Below are 18199 nucleotides of genomic sequence, written 5' to 3'. Positions count from 1 at the left end.
GTCGGCGTGTCGCTGATCGACATGGGCACCGGCATGTGGGCCACGATGGCGATCCTGGCCGCGCTGCTGCGCCGCGCCAGCACGGGCGCAGGCATGCGCGTGCACGCGAGTCTGCTCGAGACGGGGCTGTCGTGGATGACGGTGCCGGTGGCGAACTATCTGGCCACCCGGCGCCTGCCCCGCAAGATGGGTTCGGCGATGGCGATGATGGCGCCCTACGAGCTCTTCGACAGCGCCGACGGCAAGGTCTTCATCGCCGCCGCCAACGACCGGCTGTTCGGCCGAATCTGCAGCGCGCTGGGCTGCCCCGCGCTGGCGCAGGACCCGCGCTTCATCGACATGTCGGCGCGCATCGGCCACCGCGAGGCGCTGCATGCCCAACTGGAGGCGCGCACCCGGCTGCGCAACACCGCCGACTGCGTGGCGGCGCTGCGCGCGGCCGGTGCGCCCTGCAGCGAGATGCACGACGTGGCCCAGATGCTGGCGCACGAACAGGTGCAGGCGGTGGGCATGCTGGGCGCGCTGCCGCTGCCGGGCGCACCGCAACACCAGGCCATGGGCCTGCCCTTCAGTTCGCAGGGCCGACGCGGACGCAGCGGCCAGCCGCCGCCCGTGCTGGGCGCGAGCACCGACGAGGTGTTGACGGCGCTGGGCCTGCATGCCGATGAACTGGCGGCGCTGCGGCAGCAGGGCGTCGTCGATTGACACAGACAAGGCCGACATCCCCATGAACTTCGACTACACCGAAACCCAGGGCCAGATCCGCGCCGCCGTCAAGGACCTGTGCAAGGGCTTCGGCCCCGAATACTGGCGCCAGTGCGCGCAGGACGGCGCCTACCCGGAAGCCTTCGTCGACGCGATGGCCAAGGCCGGCTGGCTGGCTGCGCTGATTCCCGAGGAATACGGCGGCGCCGGGCTGCCGCTGCTCGACGCCTGCCTGATCCTGCAGGAGATCAACCAGAACGGCGGTAGCGCGGTGCATTGCCATGCGCAGATGTACACCATGGCGTCGATCATGCGCCACGGCAGTGAAGCGCAGAAGCGCGCGACGCTGCCACGCATCGCCGACGGCAGCCTGCGGCTGCAGGCCTTCGGCGTGACCGAGCCCGATGCCGGCTCCAACACGCTGGCGATCAAGACCTTCGCGCGCAAGGTGCCGGGCGGCTACGTCGTCAACGGCCAGAAGATCTGGACCTCGCGCTACAGCCACTCGCACATGTATCTGCTGATCGCGCGCACCACGCCGATCGACGCGGTGAAGAAGAAGACCGATGGCCTGAGCCTGTTCCTGATCGACATCAAGAAGGCGGGCGCGTCGCTCAAGGCCACGCCGATCCGCACGATGATCAACCACCACACCTTCCAGGTCTTCATCGACAACCTCGAACTCACCGACGACGACCGCATCGGCGAGGAAGGCAAGGGCTTTTACTACCTGCTGGATTCGCTGCATTCCGAGCGGCTGCTGGTGGCCAGCGAGGCCATCGGCGACGGCCACTGGTTCGTCGGCAAGGCCGCGCGCTACGGCAGCGAGCGTGTCGTCTTCGACCGCCCGATCGGCGCCAACCAGGGCGTGCAGTTTCCGATCGCGCGCGCCCACATGAACATCGAGGCCGCCGAACTGATGCGCAACAAGGCCGCGACGCTGTTCGACGCCGGCCTGCCCTGTGGGCGCGAGGCGACCATGGTCAAGTACCTGTCCAGCGAAGCCGCCTGGGAGGCCGCCGAGGCGGCCATGACCACCTTCGGCGGCTATGGCGTGGCCTGCGAGTACGACATCGAGCGCAAATGGAAAGAGAGCCGGCTGTTCCGCACCGCGCCGATCTCCAACAACCTGGTGCTGGCGCAGGTGGCCGAGCATCTGCTGGGTATGCCCCGCTCTTACTGATGGCCCAGATGCACCACGAAACCCTGCTGATCCACCCCGCGCCGGGCACCGCACCCGAGGACGGCATCCGCTGCCTGGTGCTCAACCGCCCCGAGGTGATGAACGCGATGAACACGCAGATGTTCGTCGACCTGCGCAACGCCCTGCACGAACTGGCCTTCGACGACGGCCTGCGTGTGCTGATCATCACCGGCGCCGGTGAACGAGCTTTCTCGGCCGGCGGCGACCTCAAGCAGCGCGACGGCATGACCGACGGTCAATGGCGGCGCCAACACCAGCTCGCCGAAGAGGTGTTGCTGGCGGTCAAGGATTTCCCGCAACCGGTGATCGCCGCCGTCGAAGGCCACGCACATGGCGGCGGCTGCGAACTGGCGTTGATGTGTGACTACATCGTCGCTTCGCGCGCTGCGGTATTTTCGCTGCCCGAGCTGCGGCGCGGCATCATGCCCGGCGGCGGGGGTATCCAGAACCTCGTGCGCGCCGTCGGTGCGCGGCGCGCCAAGAAGCTGCTGTTCACCGCGCGCCGCTTCTCGGCCGAAGAAGCCGCCGAATGGGGCATGGTCACCGACCTGGCCGAGCCGGGTACGGCGCTGGCCGCCGCAGTCGCCGACGCGCGCGACATCGTGCTGGCCGCACCGATGGCCACCCACTACGCCAAACTCGCCGCCTCGCGCGGCGGCGAGATTGACTTCCACAGCGGCTACATGCTCGACATCGCCGCCTACAACGTGCTGGTGTCCTCGGCCGACAGGCTGGAGGGCGTGAAGGCCTTCAATGAAAAGCGCCCACCGCGCTGGAGCGGACTCTGACATGTTCAAAAAAATCCTGATCGCCAACCGCGGCGAAATCGCCTGCCGCATTGCACACACCTGCCGGCGCCTCGGTATTGCAGTGGCCGGTGTGCATTCGAGTGCTGATCGCGATGCGCTGCACGTTGACCTGATCGGCGAGTCGATCGAAATCGGTGGGGCAACGCCAGCCGAGAGCTACCTGCGCATCGATGCGGTGATCGATGCGGCCCGGCGGACCGGGTCGCAGGCCATTCATCCTGGTTTTGGCTTTCTGGCCGAAAACGCGGTCTTCGCGCGCACGGTCGAGGCGGCCGGCCTGGTCTTTATCGGCCCGACGCCCGAGGTCATTGAGCGCCTGGGCGACAAGGCGTCGGCCAAGCGCGAGGCGCGCGCCGCTGGCGTGGCCGTGCTCGGCGGCAGCGAGCTGCCCAGCCGCGACGCGGCTGAAGTGGCGGCCACCGTACGCGGCCTGCCACTGCCGGTGATTCTGAAAGCGGCCGCCGGTGGCGGCGGCAAGGGCATGCGGGTGGTGCAGCAATTGGACGGGTTGATGGAGGCCATCGATGCGGCCATGCGCGAAGCCAAAAGTTCCTTTGGCGACGCGGCGTTGATCGTCGAAGCCTTTGTCGAGCGCGGGCGCCACATCGAGGTGCAGATTGTCGGCGACGGCCATGGCGAAGTGATTCACCTGTTCGAGCGCGAATGCACGTTGCAGCGGCGCCATCAGAAAGTCATCGAAGAGGCTCCAGCGGTGAATCTCGCCCCGGCGCTGCGCGAGGCGATGCTCGGTGACGCGGTGCGCCTGGGGCAGCGACTGCGCTATCGCGGTGTCGGCACGGTGGAGTTCATCGTGCAGGGCGACAGTCACCATTTTCTCGAAGTCAACCCGCGTCTGCAAGTTGAGCATCCGGTGACTGAAGAGGTGACTGGCATCGACATTGTGGAGGTCATGCTGCGCATCGCTGCCAACGAGGGATTACCCTTGCGTCAGAGCGAAGTGCAGATGCGCGGCCACGCGATTGAGGCGCGGGTCTGCGCTGAAGACGCAGCGCAAAATTTCCTGCCATCCACCGGTGAACTGATCGCGGTGCGGTTCCCGACTTCGGGTGTGCGGGTTGAATCGGGGGTGCGGTCCGGCATGGTGGTCACGCCCTACTACGACTCGATGCTGGCCAAGCTGATCGTTCATGCGCCCACGCGCGAGGCTGCGCTGGACCGTCTGAGTGGGGCGCTGGGCGAAACCCAGGTGCACGGCGTCGAAACCAATTGCGCTTTTCTGCAGCGTCTGCTGGCCCTGCCTGCAACGCGGGACGCCAGCTTCCACACCCGTCTGATTGACGAGGTGCTGGCAGAGGGGGGTCAGGGCACGGGTAGCGCGCCGCTGGAGCGGCTGGCTGCAGCGGCGGCCTGGTGGTTGCTCGATGCGCGGCGCAGCAGCAAGCCATTCGGAGCCTGGTCGGCCTTGGACGTGACGGGTTGGCAGATGCACGCTGGCGACGATCGGCTCACGCCGGTTCCGGCGCTGTTGCTGCGCTCGGGAGGAACAACACACGAAGCCCGGTTCGGCGCCGTCTCGCCCGAGTCCGAAGTGACGGTGCAAATCGGCACCGAACGGGTTCGCCTGGCGCTGACCGCCAGCGCCGGGAGCGATTGGCGTTTGCGCATAGGGGATTGTCATGAGGTACTGACCATCGTGCGCAGCGACGATACCGTGTTTGTGCAGAGCGGCGGCACCGCCCACGCCATCGGCGTGACCTCCTACCTCAGCCAGGTCGCCACTGGCCGCCAGGCCAGCGGACAGTTGCGCACGCCGATGATGGGAATGATCCTGAAGACCCATGTGGAGGTTGGCGAGCGGGTACGTGCCGGCGACGTGGTGGCGACGATGGAGTCGATGAAGATGGAGATGCGCATCAACGCCGATCACGATGGCGTGGTGCGCTCGCTGTCGGTGCAGCCCGGGCAGATGGTCGAGCGCGGCCTGGTGGTGGCCGTGGTTGAGTCCGAGGGCGCCGCGGAATGAGCGGCAGCAAATCCAGCATGCGCGCCCCTCTTTGCAAACCTGGTGTTATCCACCGCTCAAAATGACGTGCCCGAGACGGCCCATGACCGGCATCCAACTTCCGAACGGTATTCAGGTTTTTGAGCGCGGCTGGCTGTCCTCCAACAACATTCTGTTCCTTGGATCGGCATCCAGCGCACTCGTTGACAGTGGCTACAGCACACACGCGGAACTAACGGCCGGGCTGGTCAGCGCCGCTTTGCAGCAGCGGCCGCTGGACTTGCTGCTCAATACCCATCTGCACAGCGACCACTGCGGCGGCAATGCCGCCCTCCAGGGCAATTACCCAGAACTTCAAACCCTCATTCCGCCAGGCCATGCATCACTTGTCTCGCCGTGGGACCCCGTCGCCCTGAACTATGTGCCATCCGGGCAACACTGCCCCCGGTTCAAGTTCGATGGCCTTCTGTCGCCAGGCACGGACATCCAACTGGCCGATACCGCGTGGCAAATCCATGCGGCACCGGGCCATGATCCCCATTCAGTCATTCTGTTTGAGCCGCAGTCCCGAACCCTGATTTCGGCCGATGCCTTGTGGGAAAAAGGCTTCGGCGTGGTGTTTCCGGAACTCGATGGTGAAACCGCGTTCGATGAAGTGGCCGCCACATTCGACCTGATCGAGCGGCTTGACCCGCGCTGGGTCATTCCCGGCCACGGCCCGGTATTCCGCTACCGTGCCGAGGTGCTGGCCTACGCGCGCGAGCGCCTCAACGCCTTTGTCAAGAACCCTGAGCGGCATGCGCATCACGCGGTCAAGGTGTTGCTGAAGTTCAGACTGCTGGAGCAGCAGCAACTGCCTTTTGCTGATTTTGTCGAGTGGGCCGCCAACACACGCTACTTGCGGCTCATTCACCAGAGGTTTGTTCCTTCGGTTCCCATCGACCAGTGGATGGAGCAGTTGACTCAGGAGCTGGTGCGTTCCACCGCTGCGCGCAGAGACGGCAACAGGGTCTACAACGCGTGAAATGGACCACGTCGTGAGCCACTGAACCAGGGCCCTGACAAAAACCAGCGGCCGCATGCGAAAGCCAAGCCATCTTTTAACCTGGAGATAAACATGAGTGAAGCAGAAACCGTTTTGTATCACGTGCGCGATGGTATCGCCACCGTCAAGATCAACCGCCCCGAGATGCGTAACGCGCTGTCACCGGCCGCTGCCAATCGGTTGCACGATCTGTGGTGCGAAGTCGATGCCGATAAAAATGTGCACGTGGCCATCCTGACTTCTGCCGACTGCGGCACTTTCTGCGCCGGGCTCGACCTGCGCGAGGCTTCTCGTGTCAAGAAGGACGAGGGCGTGGACATCCTGACCAAGATGAGGGACCCGTTTCACGGTCGCCAGCGCCGTGTGGCCAAGCCCATCATCGCGGCCATGACCGGGCACCTGATTGCCGGCGGCATGATGCTGAGCCTGAACTCGGATTTGCGCGTAGGCCTCAAGGGCACGCAGGTCGGCATCACAGAAACCCGTATCGCCGGGCGCGGCAGCCCCTGGGCCATTCCCCTCCTGTGGATGCTGCCGCAGCCGCTGCTGATGGAGATGGTGCTGACCGGCGACCTGTATCCGATCGAAACCTTCCATGGGCTGGGTTTCATCAATTACCTGGAAGACACGCCTGATGCGGTGCGCGCTCGGGCCACCGCGCTGGCCGAACGCATCCGCGACAACGCTCCGCTGTCGGTGATGGCGGGCAAGGAATCGATCATGACGGCGATGAGCGCCGGTTGTGAGGCCGGCATGGCGCTGGCGCACAACATTTATCGCACCGCCTACGCCAGCGAGGACGCGCAGGAGGGTCCGCGTGCCTTCGCCGAGAAGCGCAAGCCGGTTTGGAAGGGGTGCTGATGTCGCTGCGGGGAGATGCCATCTCCAGCCTGGCCCCTCTTTTGGAGAACAACCGTGCCTGGTCGGCGCGCTGCGCTGCGGAAGATCCGCAGTACTTCGAGCGACTGGCGCACCAGCAGATGCCGCGCTACCTGTGGATCGGCTGTTCCGACAGCCGGGTACCGGCCAACGAAATCCTGGGGCTGCGGCCTGGCGAGGTGTTCGTGCACCGCAACGTCGGCAACCTGGTAGTGCACTCCGACCTGAACTGCCTGACGGTGCTGCAGTATGCGGTCGAGGTGTTGAAAGTCGAGCATGTTCTCGTGGTGGGTCACTACGGCTGCGGCGGCGTGCAGGCGGTGATAGAACAGCGCCGCACCGGTCTGGCCGAGAACTGGCTGCGCCATCTGGAGGACGTGGCGCGGAAACACATTGATCGGCTCGACGGCATTTCCGGCGTTGACGAGCGCGCGGCGCGGCTTTGCGAGATGAACGTGATTGAGCAGGTCAGCAACGTGTGTCGCACCACCACCCTGCGCCGCGCCTGGGAGCGCGGGCAGCAAGTCGAGGTGCACGGGCTGGTTTACGGTCTGCGCGACGGCTTGCTGCGGCCAGTCGGGGGCAGCGTCAATGGGGTCAGCGAGTTGCAAGAGCAGTACACCCTTTCATTGGCCATGCTGGACGCCGGCCCGGCCGTTTGATCGCATCAAGAAAGAAGGAAAATCCCTGTGCCAACCGACACGACAGACCCCGCGACCGACAACATTGCCACCCAGTTGGCCGCCTTTGCACACGGTCTCAAGCCTGGCATGTTGCCCGCAGTCGTGGTGGAACAGGCCAAGCTGCTGATGCTCGACGCTCTGGGCATCGCCCTGGCCTCGTCTCAGCACGACTTCGCGCACTGCGCTTACCGCGGCTTGCGCGCCCTGGGTGGCGCGGGTGACAGCGCCGTCATGGGCGCCTTTGCACCCCTGCCGCTGCGCGATGCGGTGCTGATGAATGGCATCCTGGTCCACGGGCTGGACTTCGACGACACCCACCCCGGCGCGATCACACACCCCAGTGCCAGCGCCTTTCCGTTGGCGCTGGGTCTGGCAGCGCAACGGCATGCCACGGGGCCCGAGATGATCACGGCCTATGTGCTCGCGATTGAGGTTGCTGCCCGTCTGGGTGCGGCGGCCGGGGGCGGCTTCCACGACGTTGGCTTTCATCCGACCGGCCTGGTGGGAGCTTTTGGGTGCGCGCTGGCGGCCGGCAAGCTGATGGGGCTGGATCAGGTGGGCTTGGAGCATGCGCAAGGCGTGGTGCTGTCGATGGCATCCGGTAGCATGGAATTTCTGAGCGACGGCGCCTGGACCAAGCGCATGCACCCGGGCTGGGCCGGTGTCAGCGGGCTGACCGCCACGGCGCTGGCCGGTGCCGGTTTTCGGGGGCCTTCACAGCCTTATGAAGGGCGCTTTGGTCTGTACGCCAGTCACTTGGCCGCGCGCGGCTTGTTGGCCGATTTGTCGTTGTGCACGCGCGGCTTGGGCGAGCGCTGGGAGCTGCTCGAAGTGGCGGTAAAGCTGTACCCAACCTGCCACTTCACGCACGCCAGCATCGATGCCGCGCTGGCGCTGCGGGCGACGGGGCTGCGTGCCGAGGAGGTGGCATCGGTGCAGGTGCTGCTGCCGCCAGGGGTGCACCCGGTGGTGTGCGAGCCGGTGGCGGCCAAGCGACGACCGGCCAACGTCTATGAATCGCAGTTCAGCATTCACCACCTGGTCGCGCTGGCCCTGCTGCGCGGCGAGCTGGGGCTGGCCGAACTGGATGCCGCCAACCTGAGCGACCCGCAGGTGCAGGCGCTGGCTGACCGCATCGAACACGCGGCCGACCCCGATGCCGATTACCCCACCTTCTTTTCCGGCGAACTGCACGTGCGCACGAACGACGGGCGCGAGCTGCGCTGGCGCGAGTCAGCGCACCGCGGCGCACCGGGCCGGCCGATCACGGCCGCTGACATCGAGGCCAAATTCATGGGCAATGCACTACTGGCATTGCCGCGCGATCAGGCGCTGCGCCTGCGCGATGCGCTGCTGTCGGCCGATCGCGCCGAAGACGCCGCCACTCTGGCGCATACCCTGACCCATTCCAACACCTCCGGATCCCTTTAATGACTACCAGCCCGCCCATCGCCTTTGATGCGGAAAAAGAAACTCTGGTGCTCGACGCCGTCGAGCGCTTTGTCGACCGCGAGATCAAGCCGGTGGCGCAGCGGCTCGAGCACGCCGACGAATGGCCGGCCGACATTGTGGCCGGCATGCGCGAGATGGGCCTGTTCGGCTGCATCATCCGCGAGGAATATGGCGGCCTCGGCCTGTCGGCCAGCACCTATGCCAAGCTCGTGGAGCGCATCGCGCGGGTATGGATGTCGGTTTCGGGCATCATCAACTCGCACCTCATCATGGCCGCCTGCGTGCAGCGCAACGGCACCGAGGCGCAGCGCCAGCGTTTCCTGCCGCGCTTTGCCAGCGGCGAACTGCGCGGCGGGCTGGCGCTGACCGAGCCCGACTGCGGCACCGACTTGCAGGCGGTGCGCACGGTGGCGCGCCGTGACTGCGACCACTACGTCATCAACGGCACCAAGACCTGGATCTCCAACGGCGTCCATGGCCAGGCCTTTGCCGTGCTGGTCAAGACCGACCCCGCAGCGCAACCGCGCCATCGCGGCATGAGCCTGTTCATCTGCGAAAAAGGCCCCGGCTTCACGTCCACTCGCAAGCTCGAAAAGCTCGGCTACAAAGGCATCGACAGCGCCGAGCTGGTGTTCGACAACTTTCGCGTGTCGGCCGCCAACTTGGTCGGTGGCGTGGAAGGACAGGGTTTCAAGCACGTGATGGGCGGACTGGAACTTGGGCGCATCAATGTGGCTGCGCGCGGCGTGGGTGTGGCGCGCGCCTGCCTGGAGGAGTCGGTAGCCTATGCCCAACTGCGTCGCACCTTCGGCAAGCCGATCTGCGAACACCAGGCGATCCAGCTCAAGCTGGCCGACATGGCCACTCGGGCGGAGGCGGCGCGTCTGCTGGTTGAACAGGCCGCGCGGGCTTATGACGCTGGCCAGCGTTGCGACATGGAAGCCGGCATGGCCAAGCTGTTCGCCAGCGAGGCGGCGGTCGAGAACTCGATGGAGGCCTTGCGCATCCACGGGGCTTATGGCTACTCGAAGGAAATGAACGTCGAGCGCTACTACCGAGACGCGCCTCTGCTGTGCATTGGCGAAGGCACCAACGAATTGCAGCGCTTGATCATTTCCGCCCAGCTGGTGGAACGCAGCCCGATCTGATGTATCGCCTGGGGCGGCGCCTCAACTCGGCGGTGAATGAACCCCTCGGAGGAAAATTTCTTGAACAACCTGCTGTCCGCTTTCCGGTTCGCCGCCCTGCCCGCCGGGACGAATTCATTTCGCGCCGAGGTAAAGGCCTTTCTCCAATCCAGCTTTGAGCCAATGCCCGCCGACATCCGGGCCCGTTCATGGATGGGTTTCAATGCCGCTTTCAGCAAGAAGCTGGCCGCACGGGGCTGGGTCGGCGTGACCTTGCCAGCGCAATACGGTGGCGCCAGCCTGGACGCCTTCTCGCGCTTCGTGCTGGTGGAAGAACTGCTGGCCGCCGGTGCCCCGGTTTCCGCACACTGGATCGCCGACCGCCAGAGCGGGCCCCAGATCCTCAAGTTCGGAACCGAGGCGCAACGCCAGTTCTATCTGCCCAAAATTTGTGCCGCCGAGGCCTTCTTTTGTATCGGCATGAGCGAGCCCAATGCCGGCTCCGACCTCGCCAGCGTTGGCACACGGGCCAGCCGCTGCGAAGGTGGCTGGCGTTTGAACGGCCACAAGATATGGACCACCAATGCGCAGCACTGCCACTACATGATCGCGCTGGTGCGCTCGTCGGGCGAGTCGCAGGATCGGCAAAAGGGCCTGTCGCAGTTCATTGTCGACTTGGCATTGCCCGGCGTGACGGTGCGCCCGATCCGGGATCTAACGGGGGACGCGCATTTCTCAGAAGTGTTTTTCGACAACGTGCTACTGGCCGACGACGCGCTGATCGGCAATGAAGGCAGCGGCTGGGCGCAAGTCAATGCCGAACTGGCCTTCGAGCGCAGCGGCCCGGAGCGGGTGTACTCCAGCATCGTGCTGCTGGAGCACTGGATCACCTGCCTGCGCAGTACACCGGCGGTCTCGGCCCATGCCGCCACCATCGGGCGTTTCGCCACGCACCTGGCCACGCTGCGCAACATGTCGATCGCCGTCACGGCCAAGCTCGTCAACGGGGAAAGCCCGTTGGTCGAAGCGGCCTTGGTAAAGGATATAGGCACCGAATTCGAGCAGAGCATTCCCGCCGTGATCGGAGCCGCCATCGCTATGGACCCGGACGCCCTGGTCGATGCCGAGTTGTACCGCGCCGTGGCTTATGTAAGCCAGATTGCGCCCACCTATTCCCTGCGCGGCGGCACGCGCGAGATCCTGCGCGGCATGATCGCGCGCGGTCTGGGCCTGCGTTGAAAACGAGAGCATTCCATGTTTGCACAAGCGATTGAAGATATCCTCGAGGATCAGTGCACGCCCGCCGTGGTGCGCGCGATTGAGGCGGGCGGCTCGACAGCTGCGCTGTGGCAGGCGCTGCAAGGCGCCGGCTTCCTCGAACTGCTGGCGTCCGAGGACGCTGGCGGTGCCGGCCTCCCGCTGGCCGATCTGTTCCCGATACTGTGCAGCTTCGGCCGCTACACGGTGCCGGTGCCGGTGGCTCAGACGATTGTGGCGCGAGCGCTGCTGGGGTCGCAGTTTGCGATGCCCAACGGCATGATTACGCTGGGCGCTGCGTTGCGGCGCGAGGACGATGGCGCCATCGTGTGCTCATTCACACCTTACGGCCGGGTGGCCGATTTCGTGCTGGCCCAAGATGGTGATGCCTTGTTGCTGCTGCCTTGCGCAGCGGCGCAGCGTGAAGCAAGCGGCGTGCATGGGAGCCTTGCCGCCAACCTGCGCTGGCCCGATGAGCGCATCGCGACGCACGTGCCCGGCGCTGGCCCACTGCTGCCGACATTCGCCGCGGCCTTGCACGCCGCCCTGCTCAGCGGGGCCATGACACGGGTCTTCGAAATGACACTCCAATTCTGCAATGACCGCATCCAGTTCGGCAAAACCCTGGGCAAGTTCCAGGCGGTGCAGCACCAGTTGAGCGTCATGGCCGAACATGTGGCTGCTGCCTCGATAGCCGCCGAAGCAGCGTTCCGTACCGACACGACCACGCCCTCCTTGCTCGCCGCTGCCATGGCCAAATCCCGCACCAGCGAGGCGGCGGTGCTGGTTGCCTCCATTGCCCACGCGCTGCACGGTGCCATTGGCATTGCCGAAGAATACGATCTGCAATTGCTGACCCGGCGTTTGCATGAATGGCGCATTGCCCATGGCTCGGAAGCGCACTGGAACGCATTGATCGGCAATAGCGTGCTGGCTTCAGACGCGTCTATTGCCGATTTTGTACGGTCGGTTTAGCGGGCGAGCGGCCTCGCCAGCCCAGCCACTACCCTGCCAGCTTGCCCTGCAGCTCGGTCACCGCCTCCGGGTTGACCAGCGAGGACAGGTCGCCCGGACCGTCGCCCCGGTACACGGCCCGCACGACGCGACGCATGATTTTCATGTTGCGTGTTTTGGGCAGGTCGCTGACCAGCAGCACCTGTCTGGGTCGGTAGGAGGCGCCCATGCCATGGACAACCGCTTGAGACAGTTCAGCTTGCAGCGCCGCGTCCGCCGCCACGCCGGGCATGGGCACGCAGACGCAGACGATGGCCGAGCCCTTGATCTCGTCGGGCACGCCGATCACCGCCGCCTCTGACACCTTGCCGGTGCCGGTGAGCAGGGTTTCAATCTCCGACGGGCCGGTGCGCTTGCCTGAGACCTTGATCGTGTCGTCGCTGCGGCCGAGGATGTAGAACAAGCCGTCCGCATCGTGCATCGCAAAGTCGCCATGCACCCAGACGCCGGGCAGCGTGCGCCAGTAGCTGTCGAGGTAGCGCTCGTCGTCGCGCCACAGGCTCTTGGTGAAGCCGATGTTGGGGTTGCGCAGCACCAACTCGCCGACCTGGCCCGCGCCGACCGGCTGACCGTTGTCGTTCACGATGTCGACCCCGGCGCCAAGCCCGCGCGCGCCGAACGAGCCTGGTCGCAAGGGGTGGTGCAGGGTGCCGGTGAAGTTGCAGCCGCCCACCTCGGTGCCGCCGACAATGTTGAGGAACGGCAGACGCTCTTTGCAGATGTGCTTGAAGAACCAGCGCCAGGGCGCCTCGGTCCATGCCTCGCCACCGGAGCAGGTGATGCGCAATGCAGACAAGTCGTAGCTTTCGACCTCTGTGTCGCCGTAGCGCATCAGGCTGCGGATCAGCGTGGGCGCGACACCCAGATAGGTGACTTTGTGATCCTGCACCAGACGCCAGAAGCGTCCCGTGTCCGGGTAGTCGGGCGTGCCTTCGGCCACCAGCAGGCTGCCGCCGAAATAGCTCGGGATGCAGGCGCACATGGCACCCACCATCCAGCCCATGTCGCTCATGAAGAAGAAGCGGTCGCTCTGCTTGAAATCGGCGCAGATGTGCATGTCGCGCGTGACCATCGAGCCCAGGAAACTCACGTGGGTCCAGATGCAGCCCTTGGGCTTGCCGGTGGTGCCCGAGGTGTAGAGCAATACGGCGGGTGCCTCGGCGGCCATCTCGGCGGTCGGCATGTCACGGGGTTGGGCGGCGACCAGGCTGGCCCAGTCGTGGTCGCGTTCCGGCGTCATCGGGCATGGGGACGCTTCACCCAGGTGGCGCAGCACCACCACGTGCTGCACGCTGGGTACCTCGCGCAGGGCTTCGTCAAGCACCGACTTCATGACGCCGGGGGTGCCGCGTCTCCAGGTGCCATCCACCGTCAGCACCGCCTTGGCTTGTCCGTCGTTCAAACGGGCGACAATGGGTTGCGGCCCGAAGCCCGAAAACAAGGGCATCAACACGGCGCCGATCTTCAGGACCGCAAAGAACGCGACAAAGGTCTCCGGCAGGTTGGGCATGTACAGGCCGACCCTGTCGCCCCGAGCAATGCCCAGCGACTGCAACGCTCCGGCCAGGCGGCAAACCTCGGCATCAAACTCGCGGTAACTCAAGGACTTGCGGTTTTTCGGGTCTTCGCCCTCCCACACCAGGAAAGGCTGGTCCCACACCGGCGTTCCGCGGTGCCGGTCCAGGCAGTTCAGCACGATGTTGGTGGTACCGCCGACACACCAGCGCGCCCACTCGATGCCGCGCGAGGTGTCAAGCATCTGCGTGTAAGGTTGATAGAAGCGCATGTCGCAAAACTCGAACACCTCTTGCATCAACCAGGCCGGATCGGCATCGGCGCGAGCGCTCAGGTTCTCGAAGCTCGATTCGCCCACTTTGTGCAAGAAGGCGGTCAGGTTGGACCGCGCCATCAGTTCAGGAGCGGGCTTCCATTCAAACGGTTGTTTGGTAGAATTCATGCTGCCATCCTATCCGAACGTCGTATGGGAGTCCAGCGGTGCTGGTCTCACCGCGTCGTTTCTTCTCCGTAGCTCTACGCAGTCAGAAAGGCAGTCCGTCCGTGCATGTTGATGAAGCGATTCGCAGTCGAAAATCGGTCAGGCGGTTTCTACCCACGTCCGTTCCTTCCTCGGTTGTGCAGCACATTTTGAACGTGGCGGCGCGAGCCCCGAGTGGCAACAACGTGCAGCCGTGGAAGGTGTATGCGGTGGCGGGCGAGTCCCGGCAGCGTCTGTGCGATGCCTTCATTGAGGCGGCCACGCACGAGCCAGACCGCCACCAGCCTGAATACGCCTACTACCCCACCACCTGGGTCGAGCCCTACCTGGATCGTCGGCGGCGCTGCGGTTTTGGCCTGTATGCCAGCCTGGGCATCGCCCGCGACGATGCGGCGGCGCGCGCGCATCAGATGCTGCGCAACTACCTGTTCTTCGACGCGCCGGTGGGCCTGCTCGTCACGCTCGATCGCCGCCTGAACACCGGAAGCTTCATGGATCTGGGCATGTTCATCCAGAACATTCTGGTGGCCGCCCGCGCACAGGGCCTGCACACCTGTGCGCAGGCGGCGCTTGCTTGGTACCACAAAGTGGCGCGTGCCCAACTGCCTATCAGCGACCACGAAATCCTCGCTTGCGGCATCGCCCTGGGACACGAGGACCTGTCGGCCCCGGAGAACGCCTTCATCACCGAACGAACCGATGTGGAGACGTTTTCCAGCTTCCATGGTTTCGACGCGGCTCGCTGAGCTCACGCGCCAGCGATTGAACCTTTGATTCATTCCGACAAGCACACCCAAAGGAGCCGAGCGATGATTCTGCACACTGCTGAGACCTTGAAGTGTTACACCGAAAGCAGCCACTGGGGCCGGCGCACCCTGCTCGATTTGCTGCGCGAGACGGCGGCCAAGGCGCCGGAGCGGCCCGCCGTGGTCGACCCGGCTGATCGGCCTGATCTGACCGGAACAGCAGCACAGAACCTAAGCTATCGGGAGTTGGCCGCGGCCGTCGACGCCATCGCGACCGGGCTGCTGGACATGGGTTTGCGCAAGGATGAAATCGTCGTCGTGCAACTGCCCAACGTATGGGAACTGGTTGCCATGTTTCTTGCGGTCAGCCGCGCCGGCGGCGTGCTCTCGCCGATGCCGATTCAGTGGCGCGACAACGAGTTCCAGAATGTCAAGAAACTCACCGAGGCGCGCTTCTTCTTCGGGATGCGCGATTTCAAGGGTGCCGATCAACTCGCCATCGCCGAGAAGACCGGATTTGTCGCGCTGCCGATCGAGCGTATTGCCGAGATGGCGCGTGGTGCGGCCGACGTGGCCAGGCTCGACGCCATCGGTGTCGACGCCAACGACATTTTCAGCCTATGCTGGTCGTCCGGCACCGAAGCCCTTTCCAAGGGCTGCCCGATGTCTCACAACAACTGGCTCTTTCAGATGAACCTGATCCCGCTGACGGCCGGGCTGCACGAAGGGGACCGGGTGCTGGCGACCGCGCCGGTGGTCAACATGACCGGTGTGGCAACCTGGCTGGCTTCGCTGGCCATCGGGGGCACGACGCTCTTGCATCACCCGCTGAACATGCCGCTGCTTCTCAAGCAGTTAATGCATGACCAGGTGCATTTCACCCTGCTGGTGCCTGCCCTGCTGAACATGATCCTCAAGTTGCCCAACGTCGATCAGCTTGACTTCTCCAGCGTGCGCTGCATCGCCTCGGGTTCGGCGCAACCCTCGCGCTGGAGCATGGAGGAGTTCAAGCGGCGCTGGAACATCGAAATCCTGCACGCCTGGGGACAGACCGAAGGCACCGCGGTGTTTGCAGGGGCGCGAGACGTGCCCGATTTCGCCAAGCGGGCAGATCACTTTCCGTGGTGGGGTCGCCCGGGCGTCGAGTGGCCCTCGGACATCCAGGGTGTAGAGATGAAGCTGCTCGATGAGAGCGGTGCAGAATGCACGCAGCCCGGCCAGGTGGGCGAGCTGGTCTACCGCGGACCCAATGTGTTTGCTGGCTATTACCAGCGGCCGGACCTGGAGATAAGCACGTTCACCCCAGACGGCTTTTGCCGCACAGGTGACTTTTTCATCGTGCGGGACGTTCACCACATCGGTTTCTTTGACCGCAAGAAAGACATCATCATTCGCGGTGGCTTCAACGTTAGCGCAGCCGAGGTCGAGAACCTGGTTCTCACCCATCCCGGCGTGCAGGAGGTGGCGGCGGTGGCGGTGCCCGACGAGATCATGGGCGAGAAGACCTGTATCTTCGTCGTTCCGAAGGACAAGGCCCAGCCGCCGGCGCTGGAGGATATCGTCGGCCACCTGAAGCAGATCGGCGTGGCGGCTTACAAGCTGCCCGAGCGCATCGAGTACCTTGACGCCATCCCGCGCAACCCGGTAGGAAAAATCCTGAAGGCAGAACTGCGCAAGCACCTGCGCCCCGCGGCTGCCTGAGCCCACTCCGACCCACGAACCCAGTTATGGCAAACATCAAATCCGCACCCTCGTCGCATACGCTTCGCGGTAAAACCGCGATCATCGGTGCGGGCATTTCCGCCGTCGGCCGCGTGCCGGGCAAGAGCGCGCTCGCGCTGGCCGCCGACGCAGCGGGCAAGGCGCTGGCCGAGGCCGGCATCGGCAAGCACGAGGTCGATGGCGTGCTCTCAAGCTCCGCCTTTGCCTCGCCGTTCCACCGCTTCAGCGTGGCTTTCAGTGAATACCTGGGCATCCAGCCAACGTTTTCCAACACGCTGCAGGTCTCCGGCGCCACGGCGGCCACCATGTTCAACATCGCCGCCGCCGCCATTGCCGGCGGCCTGGCCGAGACGGTGCTGGTGGTGGGGGGCGACAGCCTGCTGACCGGTCTGTCCCCCGACCTTGCCCTGCGCTCGATGACCGAAAGCCGGGACCAGCAATACGAAATGCCCTTCGGCATTCCCGTGGCCAACACCTTCGCCATGACCGCGCATCGCCACATGAAAGAGTTCGGCACCACCTCCGAGCAGTTTGCCAAGGTGGCGGTGATCCACCGCGAACACGCACGCCGCACGCCGGGGGCGCAGATGACCGATCCGCTGAGCGTCGATGACGTGCTGAATTCCGGCTGGGTGACAACGCCTTACCACAAGCTCGACTGCTCTCTCATCTCCGACGGCGCAGCAGCCTTCATCGTTACGTCGGCCGAGCGCGCCAGGGCGCTGGGAATTGCTAAGCCCATTTACATCCTCGGCGGCGGCGAATGCTACACGCACGAGCACATCTTCCTGATGCCCTCGCTGACCACCACGGGCGCGGTGCAGTCGAGTGCCAGGGCCTACGACATGGCGGGCTGCAGGCCGAAGGACATCGACGTGGCCGGCGTCTATGACTGCTTCACCGGCACGGTGATCATGATGCTGGAGGACCTCGGTTTCTGCCCCAAGGGCGAGGGTGGGCGCTTCGTCGAGGACGGGCAGATCACCTACGGCGGAGCCATCCCCTGCAACACCCATGGCGGCCTGCTGTCGTTCGCGCACTCGGGCATGCCGGGCTCGCTGTTTCATTTCTACGAGGTCGTCAACCAGCTGCGCGGAAACTGCGGCGAGCGCCAGGTCGCGGACGCTGAACTCGGCCTGGTGCACAGCCTGGGTGCCGGTTTTGCGACCAACGCCACCACCATCCTGGGAACGGAGGCCACGCTGTGATCAACCAAAAAGACGCCCACCTCAAGCCGCAGCCGATGCCGGATTCGGATTCGGAAATCTATTGGCGCGGCATTCAGGGGGGCAAGCTGCTGCTGCAGCACTGCCCAGCGTGCGACCACGTGCAGCTCTACCAACAGGCGATCTGCCGTGAGTGCGGTAGCGAGCGCCTTGAGCACCGCGCCTCCAGCGGTCGCGCCAAGGTGCATTCGTTCAGCGTGGTTCACCGGGCGCCCGGGCCGGCCTTCAAACAGGACACGCCCTATGCCGTGCTGCTGGTAGAACTCGAAGAAGGTCCGCGGATGATCAGCGCCTTCGTCGGTCCAGATCCTTCGGTGGTCACCTTCGACATGGCCGTCGAGCTGGTTTGCGAGCCCGTCGGTGGCGGTGTG

Annotated in this window: 16 protein-coding genes; 15 read left to right on the top strand and 1 reads right to left on the bottom strand. The window is 65.0% G+C overall.

The window, feature by feature from the left end; genetic code table 11:
* The 11 genes from V6M63_RS20405 to V6M63_RS20355 all read left to right on the top strand — a co-directional run.
* Positions 1-705 (top strand): CaiB/BaiF CoA transferase family protein (locus V6M63_RS20405; protein WP_332744867.1); only part of this gene is annotated, 705 nt, incomplete at its 5' end.
* Positions 706-727: 22 nt separating this feature from the next.
* Entirely contained in the window at positions 728-1888 is a 1161-nt protein-coding gene (locus V6M63_RS20400; RefSeq protein ID WP_332744865.1) for an acyl-CoA dehydrogenase family protein, read from the top strand.
* Positions 1888-2697, top strand: coding sequence for an enoyl-CoA hydratase/isomerase family protein (locus tag V6M63_RS20395; RefSeq protein WP_127806071.1), 810 nt, complete (start codon positions 1888-1890; stop codon positions 2695-2697). Before V6M63_RS20400 ends, V6M63_RS20395 begins: the two co-directional genes overlap by 1 nt.
* A gap of 1 nt (position 2698) precedes the next feature.
* Positions 2699-4702 (top strand): acetyl/propionyl/methylcrotonyl-CoA carboxylase subunit alpha, encoded by a 2004-nt coding sequence (locus V6M63_RS20390; protein WP_332744860.1) that lies wholly within the window; start codon positions 2699-2701, stop codon positions 4700-4702.
* Between the two features lie 82 nt (positions 4703-4784).
* On the top strand, positions 4785-5705 hold the full coding sequence (locus tag V6M63_RS20385; protein ID WP_332744858.1) for an MBL fold metallo-hydrolase: 921 nt from the start codon (positions 4785-4787) through the stop codon (positions 5703-5705).
* 93 nt (positions 5706-5798) lie between these two features.
* Positions 5799-6587 carry an enoyl-CoA hydratase/isomerase family protein gene (locus tag V6M63_RS20380; protein ID WP_086124718.1) on the top strand — a complete coding sequence of 263 codons (789 nt, stop codon included), beginning with the start codon at positions 5799-5801 and terminating at the stop codon, positions 6585-6587.
* The gene (gene can, locus V6M63_RS20375; protein WP_200959413.1) at positions 6587-7267 is read left to right on the top strand and encodes a carbonate dehydratase; all 681 of its coding nucleotides are present in this window, start codon (positions 6587-6589) and stop codon (positions 7265-7267) included. Before V6M63_RS20380 ends, can begins: the two co-directional genes overlap by 1 nt.
* A gap of 27 nt (positions 7268-7294) precedes the next feature.
* Positions 7295-8719 carry an MmgE/PrpD family protein gene (locus tag V6M63_RS20370; protein WP_056278367.1) on the top strand — a complete coding sequence of 475 codons (1425 nt, stop codon included), beginning with the start codon at positions 7295-7297 and terminating at the stop codon, positions 8717-8719.
* Positions 8719-9888, top strand: coding sequence for an acyl-CoA dehydrogenase family protein (locus tag V6M63_RS20365; RefSeq protein ID WP_332744856.1), 1170 nt, complete (start codon positions 8719-8721; stop codon positions 9886-9888). The genes V6M63_RS20370 and V6M63_RS20365 overlap by 1 nt, the downstream gene beginning before the upstream one ends.
* Positions 9889-9948: 60 nt before the next feature.
* Positions 9949-11106 carry an acyl-CoA dehydrogenase family protein gene (locus V6M63_RS20360; RefSeq protein ID WP_056278372.1) on the top strand — a complete coding sequence of 386 codons (1158 nt, stop codon included), beginning with the start codon at positions 9949-9951 and terminating at the stop codon, positions 11104-11106.
* 15 nt (positions 11107-11121) lie between these two features.
* Entirely contained in the window at positions 11122-12099 is a 978-nt protein-coding gene (locus V6M63_RS20355; protein WP_332744854.1) for an acyl-CoA dehydrogenase, read from the top strand.
* A 28-nt stretch (positions 12100-12127) separates the two neighbouring features.
* On the opposite strand, the gene V6M63_RS20350 is transcribed toward V6M63_RS20355, so the two are convergent.
* Positions 12128-14095, bottom strand: coding sequence for an AMP-binding protein (locus V6M63_RS20350; protein ID WP_332744852.1), 1968 nt, complete (start codon positions 14093-14095; stop codon positions 12128-12130).
* Positions 14096-14133: 38 nt separating this feature from the next.
* On the opposite strand from V6M63_RS20350, the gene V6M63_RS20345 reads away from it, so the two are divergent.
* The 4 genes from V6M63_RS20345 to V6M63_RS20330 form a co-directional block, all read left to right on the top strand.
* Positions 14134-14880, top strand: a complete 747-nt coding sequence (locus V6M63_RS20345) for a nitroreductase (protein ID WP_332744851.1) — start codon at positions 14134-14136, stop codon at positions 14878-14880.
* Between the two features lie 63 nt (positions 14881-14943).
* Positions 14944-16581 (top strand): class I adenylate-forming enzyme family protein, encoded by a 1638-nt coding sequence (locus tag V6M63_RS20340; RefSeq protein ID WP_332744849.1) that lies wholly within the window; start codon positions 14944-14946, stop codon positions 16579-16581.
* A gap of 26 nt (positions 16582-16607) precedes the next feature.
* Entirely contained in the window at positions 16608-17810 is a 1203-nt protein-coding gene (locus V6M63_RS20335) for a thiolase C-terminal domain-containing protein (RefSeq protein WP_332744847.1), read from the top strand.
* A partial coding sequence (locus V6M63_RS20330; RefSeq protein ID WP_332744845.1) for a Zn-ribbon domain-containing OB-fold protein occupies positions 17807-18199 on the top strand: 393 nt, incomplete at its 3' end. The genes V6M63_RS20335 and V6M63_RS20330, both read left to right, overlap by 4 nt.

This window comes from Hydrogenophaga sp., assembly GCF_036675665.1.
GTDB lineage: Bacteria > Pseudomonadota > Gammaproteobacteria > Burkholderiales > Burkholderiaceae_C > Hydrogenophaga.
The sequence above is the reverse complement of the archived record's forward strand: the minus strand, read 5'-3'. Positions and strand labels throughout refer to the sequence as shown.

Excerpts from the sequence above, each read along its gene's own strand:
- V6M63_RS20400 (WP_332744865.1), top strand. The coding sequence starts at position 728 with ATGAACTTCGACTACACCGAAACCCAGGGCCAGATCCGCGCCGCCGTC.
- V6M63_RS20395 (WP_127806071.1), top strand. The coding sequence starts at position 1,888 with ATGGCCCAGATGCACCACGAAACCCTGCTGATCCACCCCGCGCCGGGC.
- V6M63_RS20390 (WP_332744860.1), top strand. The coding sequence starts at position 2,699 with ATGTTCAAAAAAATCCTGATCGCCAACCGCGGCGAAATCGCCTGCCGC.
- V6M63_RS20385 (WP_332744858.1), top strand. The coding sequence starts at position 4,785 with ATGACCGGCATCCAACTTCCGAACGGTATTCAGGTTTTTGAGCGCGGC.
- V6M63_RS20380 (WP_086124718.1), top strand. The coding sequence starts at position 5,799 with ATGAGTGAAGCAGAAACCGTTTTGTATCACGTGCGCGATGGTATCGCC.
- can (WP_200959413.1), top strand. The coding sequence starts at position 6,587 with ATGTCGCTGCGGGGAGATGCCATCTCCAGCCTGGCCCCTCTTTTGGAG.
- V6M63_RS20365 (WP_332744856.1), top strand. The coding sequence starts at position 8,719 with ATGACTACCAGCCCGCCCATCGCCTTTGATGCGGAAAAAGAAACTCTG.
- V6M63_RS20355 (WP_332744854.1), top strand. The coding sequence starts at position 11,122 with ATGTTTGCACAAGCGATTGAAGATATCCTCGAGGATCAGTGCACGCCC.
- V6M63_RS20350 (WP_332744852.1), bottom strand. The coding sequence starts at position 14,095 with ATGAATTCTACCAAACAACCGTTTGAATGGAAGCCCGCTCCTGAACTG.
- V6M63_RS20340 (WP_332744849.1), top strand. The coding sequence starts at position 14,944 with ATGATTCTGCACACTGCTGAGACCTTGAAGTGTTACACCGAAAGCAGC.
- V6M63_RS20335 (WP_332744847.1), top strand. The coding sequence starts at position 16,608 with ATGGCAAACATCAAATCCGCACCCTCGTCGCATACGCTTCGCGGTAAA.